At 34.0% G+C, this 7097-nt stretch carries 6 protein-coding genes; 4 read left to right on the forward strand and 2 right to left on the reverse strand.

The features are described 5' to 3' along the window. The 4 genes from ACH2BG_RS08145 to dnaB form a co-directional block, all read left to right on the forward strand. Nucleotides 1-376 (forward strand): LptF/LptG family permease (locus ACH2BG_RS08145; protein WP_395047204.1); only part of this gene is annotated, 376 nt, incomplete at its 5' end. After that, nucleotides 363-1241, forward strand: coding sequence for a DMT family transporter (locus tag ACH2BG_RS08150; protein ID WP_395047205.1), 879 nt, complete (start codon nt 363-365; stop codon nt 1239-1241). The genes ACH2BG_RS08145 and ACH2BG_RS08150, both read left to right, overlap by 14 nt. 255 nt (nt 1242-1496) lie before the next feature. Next, nucleotides 1497-2450, forward strand: a complete 954-nt coding sequence (locus tag ACH2BG_RS08155; protein WP_395047206.1) for an acetyl-CoA carboxylase carboxyltransferase subunit alpha — start codon at nt 1497-1499, stop codon at nt 2448-2450. 152 nt (nt 2451-2602) lie between these two features. After that, entirely contained in the window at nt 2603-4153 is a 1551-nt protein-coding gene (gene dnaB / locus ACH2BG_RS08160) for a replicative DNA helicase (protein ID WP_395047207.1), read from the forward strand. A 70-nt stretch (nt 4154-4223) separates the two neighbouring features. Here dnaB and ACH2BG_RS08165 read toward each other — a convergent pair whose 3' ends face one another. Beyond that, nucleotides 4224-6671, reverse strand: coding sequence for an SBBP repeat-containing protein (locus ACH2BG_RS08165; protein ID WP_395047208.1), 2448 nt, complete (start codon nt 6669-6671; stop codon nt 4224-4226). A gap of 179 nt (nt 6672-6850) precedes the next feature. Further along, a partial coding sequence (locus tag ACH2BG_RS08170) for a T9SS type A sorting domain-containing protein (protein WP_395047209.1) occupies nt 6851-7097 on the reverse strand: 247 nt, incomplete at its 5' end.

Raw genomic sequence — 7097 nt, forward strand, 5'->3', positions numbered from 1 at the left:
CGACTTAACTCCAGTGGTTTATATTGCCGAAACTCTAAATTTGAGAGATTTAAACAAATTTATCGAAAAAGAAAAAAAACGAGGATCAGCAAATATAAATACCTATCTAGTTGTAAAATACAGAAAATATAGTATTCCAATTTCAGCATTTATTTTAACAATTATTGCTGTAGCTGTTTCCTCGATGAAACGTCGTGGCGGAATGGGAATAAACCTTGCCATTGGAATTGCCATTGCTTTTAGTTATATTTTTTTAGATAAAATTTTTAGCACACTAGCCGAAAAATCCTCAGTAGAACCAATAATAGCAGTTTGGGTTCCCAATATTATTTTTGGAATCATGGCTTTTTTCTTACTTCGAAATGCAAAAAGATAAAAATCTACAAAGTTATCTCAAACTTCATTTAATAGTATTTATTTGGGGATTTACAGCGATATTAGGAGCCTTAATTTCACTCGAAGCATTGCCGCTAGTTTGGTATCGAATGATTTTTGCCACAGGATTTATTATACTTTTTATTGCGTTCAAAAAAATCTCACTAAAACTTTCCCGAAAAACAATCATAGGACTTCTTTTTGCGGGATTAATTATTGCTTTGCATTGGCTCACTTTCTTTAAAGCCATCAAGGAGTCTAATATTTCAGTTACGCTAGCTTGTTTAGCAACAGGTGCATTTTTCACCTCAATATTAGAGCCTATATTTTACAAACGAAAAATAATTGCTTACGAAGTCTTTTTCGGACTAATCGTAATTATAGGATTGTACATTATTTTTCAAGTAGAAGGAAACTATATCTACGGAATAGTTTTAGCATTAAGCTCTGCCTTTCTTTCAGCATTGTTTTCGGTAATAAATGGAAAATTTGCTGTAAAATATGACCCAACCGTTATTTCGTTCTACGAAATTTTAGGAGGCGTATTGTGTCTGACAATATTTATGTTATTTAACCAAAATTTCAACGTCAGTTTTTTCCAACTGTCAACAAACGATTTACTTTGGTTACTCGTTTTAAGCTCAGTTTGCACAGCATACGCATTTATAGCATCGGTAGGTGTGATGAAATATCTGAGTCCATATACCGTTATGTTAACCATAAATCTCGAACCTATTTACGGGATAATTCTTGCATTAATAGTTTTTAATGACAAAGAAAAAATGAGCATGCAATTCTATATAGGTGCTTTAATCATCTTATCGACAGTTATTTTGAACGGGGTTTTAAAAAACAGAAAGAAGTGATTTTTTTCAGGAGCTATTCCAGCTTTACACTACAATCTTTTGTTTTTTAAAGAAAAAAACAAAAGGATTTTCGTTTCAAACAGAGTTCACTGAACTCCGAATAAAATAAAAGCATTGTGAAGCAATCTGGGCTAGGGCATTCAAATTCAAAGAAACTTAATCTTAATAAACTGATTTTTTCAATCTTTAAATTTTTCAATCTTTAAATTTAAAACTATCTTTGCTTTTCAAACCTAAACAAAATACAAAAATCTTATGGAATATTTAGATTTTGAATTACCTATAAAAGAACTCTTAGAACAATTAGACAAATGTCAAATAATTGGAGAAGAATCAAACGTTGATGTTACAGAAACCTGTAAACTAATTAGCCAAAAACTAGAAGACACCAAGAAAGATATATCCGGAAACTTAACCGCTTGGCAACGAGTACAATTATCACGTCATCCTAGTCGTCCTTATACTTTAGAGCATATTACAAACCTTACAAAAGGAACTTTTCTTGAACTTTTTGGAGACAGAAACTTCAAAGATGACAAAGCGATGATTGGTGGTCTAGGAAAAATAGGAGATCAGTCTTTTATGTTTGTAGGACAGCAAAAAGGTATTAATACAAAAATGCGTCAATTTCGTAATTTTGGTATGCCAAATCCAGAAGGTTATCGTAAAGCGTTGCGACTAATGAAAATGGCGGAAAAATTTAATATTCCTGTAGTTACGTTAATCGATACTCCTGGAGCATTTCCCGGAATTGAAGCCGAAGAAAGAGGACAAGGAGAGGCTATTGCGAGAAATATTCTTGAAATGGTAAGACTTAAAGTGCCAATTATCTGTGTTATTGTAGGTGAAGGAGCATCTGGTGGTGCTTTAGGAATAGGTGTTGGAGATAGAGTTTTGATGATGGAAAACACATGGTATTCGGTAATTTCTCCAGAATCATGTTCTTCTATTTTATGGAAAAGCTGGGAATATAAAGAACAAGCTGCAGAAGCATTAAAACTAACTTCAGCCGATATGAAAAGACAAAAATTAGTCGATGATATTATCCCAGAACCATTAGGTGGAGCACATTACGATAAAGCAACTGCTTTCAAAACGGTCGAAGAATATATTCTTAAAGCTTTTAATGAACTTAAAGACTTATCAACAGCCGATTTAGTTTCTCAAAGAATGGACAAATACAGTAAAATGGGCGAATACAACGAGTAAAACCTTACTTTATTATATAAAAACCGCCTTGTTAGTAATGAGGCGGTTTTTTTTGGTTGTTAACACAATTTAAAAGTTGTTAACACAAGTTATACACAATCTAATGATTGTTTTTATTTCAATATGATTGTATTAAAACCTAAATTCGCAGTATGGAAAATTTCAAGAATATAAACCCTGTAAGAGTAGATAAAACTACGATTATAAACCTAGAAAAAGGAAAGCTGCCACCACAAGTTCTCGATTTAGAAGAAGCTGTGCTTGGTGCTATGATGATTGACAAAAAAGGGGTAGATGAGGTTATTGATATTCTTCAGCCTGATGCTTTTTATAAAGATGGACACAAATATATTTTTGAAGCCATTGTTACTTTATTTAATGATTCTCAACCTGTCGATTTGCTTACAGTTTCTGCTCAATTGCGAAAAATGAGCAAACTAGATTTGGCTGGTGGCGATTTTTATTTGATACAACTTACCCAAAAAATATCATCTTCTGCACACATCGAATTTCACTCAAGGATTATTCTGCAAAAATACATTCAAAGAAGTTTGATAAAAATATCTTCAGAAATTATTGAAGAATCTTATGACGAAACTACCGATGTTTTTGATTTGCTAGACAAAGCCGAATCGAAATTATACGAAGTAACGCAAGGAAATATAAAACGAAGTTCCGAAACGGCGCAAAGTTTAGTAATTCAAGCAAAAAAGAGAATTGAAGAAATTGCAGGTAAAGAAGGGCTTTCTGGAATTGCAACAGGTTTTGAAAAACTAGATAAAGTAACATCAGGCTGGCAACCATCAGATTTAATTATTATTGCGGCTCGTCCAGGTATGGGTAAAACGGCTTTTGTACTGTCAATGGCGAGAAATGTCGCTATCGACTTTGGTCATGCCGTGGCTTTATTTTCTCTAGAGATGTCTTCGGTACAGTTAATTACTCGTCTTATTTCTTCAGAAACAGGTTTGTCTTCGGAAAAATTAAGAACAGGAAAACTCGAAAAACACGAATGGGAACAATTAAGTGTTAAAGTAAAAGATTTAGAAAAAGCACCATTATATATTGATGATTCTCCATCGCTTTCCATTTTTGATTTACGTGCGAAAGCCCGAAGATTAAAGTCACAACACGATATAAAAATTATCATTGTCGATTATCTTCAATTGATGACTGCCGGTGGAAACGGAAAAGGACCAGGAAATCGTGAGCAAGAAATCTCTACTATTTCTCGAAATTTGAAAGCTTTGGCCAAAGAATTAGAAGTTCCCGTAATTGCACTTTCGCAATTATCACGTGCGGTTGAAACTCGTGGTTCTAGCAAAAGACCGTTACTTTCTGACCTTCGTGAATCTGGAGCGATTGAGCAAGATGCCGATATTGTTTCGTTTATTTATCGCCCTGAGTATTATAAAATTGACGAATGGGACGACGACGAACATTCACCAACACAAGGTCAAGCTGAATTTATTATCGCCAAACACCGTAATGGTAGTCTAGAAAACGTACGTCTAAAATTTGTTGGAAATTTAGGTAAATTTGATAACCTTGAAGATTATTCTGGTGGGGATGATTATTTGCCATCAACAATGAATTTGGGACAAGACGATAATCCTTTTCAGACTAAAAATTTACCATCTGCTAATGAAGCTTTTGGTAGTAGTTCTAATAATTTTGATGACGATAGTGATGTTCCTTTTTAAGTTAACATTGTAAAATAAAAAATGAGGCTTCCGAAAGGAAGCCTCATTTTTATTTAAATCCATTTTAAAACTATTGTTTAATTAGTTTCACTGTTTTAGTTTGATTATTATCATTAGTTACTTTCATCAAATAAATACCGCTTGAATAATTATTTAAATCTAGTTTTGTAATACCTAAATCTAAGTTTTCAGTTTTGATTATTTTTCCAATTAGGTCATATACTACAATTGTACCACTAGTATCACTATTTATAGTAAATATATCACTTGAAGGATTAGGATATACTGTAAGTTTTGAAGAATATTCAAAATCACTTGTACTTAAAAAAGGCGAGCAAGTATTACCGGTTGTTACACCACCATTTGCAATCCAGTTTGAAGTAGCTCCTGTAAGGGTAAAGTTATTTAAAGTTCCAGTATTATTATTTCCACTTGAATCAGTAAGAGTTGTTATAGTAGAATTATTAGCGTTATCTACACCTTGATTAAATTGATAATAAGCTATTAAACTAGTTTGTCCAGCTGCTAACTCACAATTCATATTATTTTGAATTTCAGCTTGAGGCAAAGCACGGTTCCAGATGCGAACTTCGTCAATTGCTCCGTTATAAAATTCGCCTCCACATGGATTTGGGCAAGTAGAGCCAATTCTCATATTTAAAGCGTTTGGTATAGCATTCACACCAGGCGTATCAGACGCTTTTAGTATACCATCAACAAATATTTTTCTTGTTGTTCCATCATAAGTCGCTACAATATGATGCCAGTTTCCGTCGGCTAAATTAATAGGACTTGGATTTGCAATTAAGTCGTTTGCCCACCAATAATTAACTAATTGTCCGGATGCATCTAAACGAAAAGCATTTACTTGATTAGTTTGTCCGTAGTTACCCCAACCAGCAATTCCTCTTGAACCAAAAACTGTAGTTTTTATTTTAGCTTCAATTGTATAACTCGAATTTCCTATAGGAATATTTGTTGGCGAATTAATAGCCACAAAATCATCTGTCCCATCAAAATTAAGCGAAGCTCCAGAAGCACTCATTTTGTGTACAAAAATATCTTGACTACCAGCAGATGTAAAGTTGGAAACCCCTACATTAGGGTCAAAATCGACTGTTCCTAGAAAAGTACCTGTGGTGTATACATTACCAGCAGCATCTTTACTTATACTATGTGAAATATCAGTATTGGTTCCACCCATTGCTTTTGCCCAAATTAGATTACCAGCTGCGTCTAGTTTTGAAACAAAAATATCGATATCACCTGTTGACGTGAAGTTGGAAACTCCAGCATTGGGGTCAAAATCGGCTATTCCCATAAAGTAACCTGTTATATATACATTTCCAGCAGCATCTGTACTTATGCCAGATCCATTATCAGTACTAGTTCCTCCCATTATTTTTGCCCAAACAAGGTTTCCAGCCGCGTCTAGTTTTGTGACAAAAATATCGTTGCTACCAGCAGACGTGAAGTTGGAAACCCCTACATTAGGATCAAAATCGACTGTTCCTGCAAAAGAACCTATGGTATATACATTCCCAGCAGTATCTGTACTTATGCTTTGTCCATTTTCATTGCCAGTACCACCGATTGCCTTTGCCCAAACGAGATTACCAGTCGCGTCTAGTTTTGTCACAAAAATATCTTGAACACCAGCAAATGTCAGGTTGAAAACCCCAGCGTTTGGGTCAAAATCGGCTGTTCCTTGAAAATAACCTGTGGTATATACATTTCCAGCAATATCTGTACTTATGCTTTGTCCATTTTCATTGCCAGTACCACCCATTGCCTTTGCCCAAACGAGATTACCAGTCGTGTCTAGTTTTGTGATAAAAATATCTTGAGCACCAGCAGATGTTAGGTTGGAAACTCCAGCATTTGGGTCAAAATCGGCTGTTCCTTGAAAATTACCTACAGTGTATATATTTCCAGTAGAATCTGTGTTTATACCATACACAATTTCAGTACTGGTACCACCCATTGCTTTTGCCCAAACCAGATTGCCAGCCGTGTCTAGTTTTGTGACAAAAATATCTTGACTACCACCAGTAGACGCGAGGTTAGAAACTCCAGCATTGGGATCAAAATCAACTGTTCCATAAAAAGAACCTGTGGTATAAACATTTCCAGTAGCATCTGTACTTATACCATATCCATTATCAGCGCTAGCACCACCAAATTTTTTTGCCCAAACCAGATTGCCAGTCGCGTCTAGTTTTGTGACAAAGATATCGAAACTACCTGCAGCGGTCAGGTTGAAAATTCCTGGGCTAGGGTCAAAATCGGCTGTTCCTACAAAACCACCTGTGGTATATACATTTCCAGCAGCATCTACAGCAATACTTCTTGAAGAATCATTAAGGGTACCACCAATTTGTTTTGCCCAAGCCAAGTTTTGAGCTTGTATTTTTGTAACACTTAATAGTATTAAAAACAGCAACATTGTAATAGTTTTGGACCAAAGCTTTGTTTTTGTAAAGAAGTACGTTGGTTTTTGGAGTAAATTTTTGTTCATGAAATGATAATTAGGATTAATTTTTTAGTTATTTTTTGATTGTTGTACAATCTTTAAAATTTGTTTTCAAAGATAGATTAATAAAAAATGAATTCATGCAGGGGGAAACCCCTTAATTTGTATAATAAAAAGGCTTCCAAAAATATGTTTTGAAAGCCTCTTTGTATTAAAAATTAAATTTATTGTTTTATCAACTTCATCGTTTTTGTTTGATTACTATCATTAGTAACTTTCATTAAATATAGTCCACTTGGATAATTACTTAAATCTAATTTTGTAATTCCTAAATCGATAGTTTCAGATTTGATTATTTTTCCAATCAAATCATATACTACAATTATACCACGAGAATCACTATTTATTGAAAACACATCACTTGATGGATTAGGGTAAACGGTAAGTTTTGAAGAAAATTCAAAATCATTT

The sequence above is a fragment of the Flavobacterium sp. genome, assembly GCF_043779715.1.
In the GTDB taxonomy this organism is placed as follows: domain Bacteria; phylum Bacteroidota; class Bacteroidia; order Flavobacteriales; family Flavobacteriaceae; genus Flavobacterium.

Bases quoted from the DNA above. Each gene is read 5' to 3' on its own strand.
- dnaB (WP_395047207.1), top strand. From the start codon at position 2,603: ATGGAAAATTTCAAGAATATAAACCCTGTAAGAGTAGATAAAACTACG.
- ACH2BG_RS08155 (WP_395047206.1), top strand. From the start codon at position 1,497: ATGGAATATTTAGATTTTGAATTACCTATAAAAGAACTCTTAGAACAA.
- ACH2BG_RS08150 (WP_395047205.1), top strand. From the start codon at position 363: ATGCAAAAAGATAAAAATCTACAAAGTTATCTCAAACTTCATTTAATA.
- ACH2BG_RS08165 (WP_395047208.1), bottom strand. From the start codon at position 6,671: ATGAACAAAAATTTACTCCAAAAACCAACGTACTTCTTTACAAAAACA.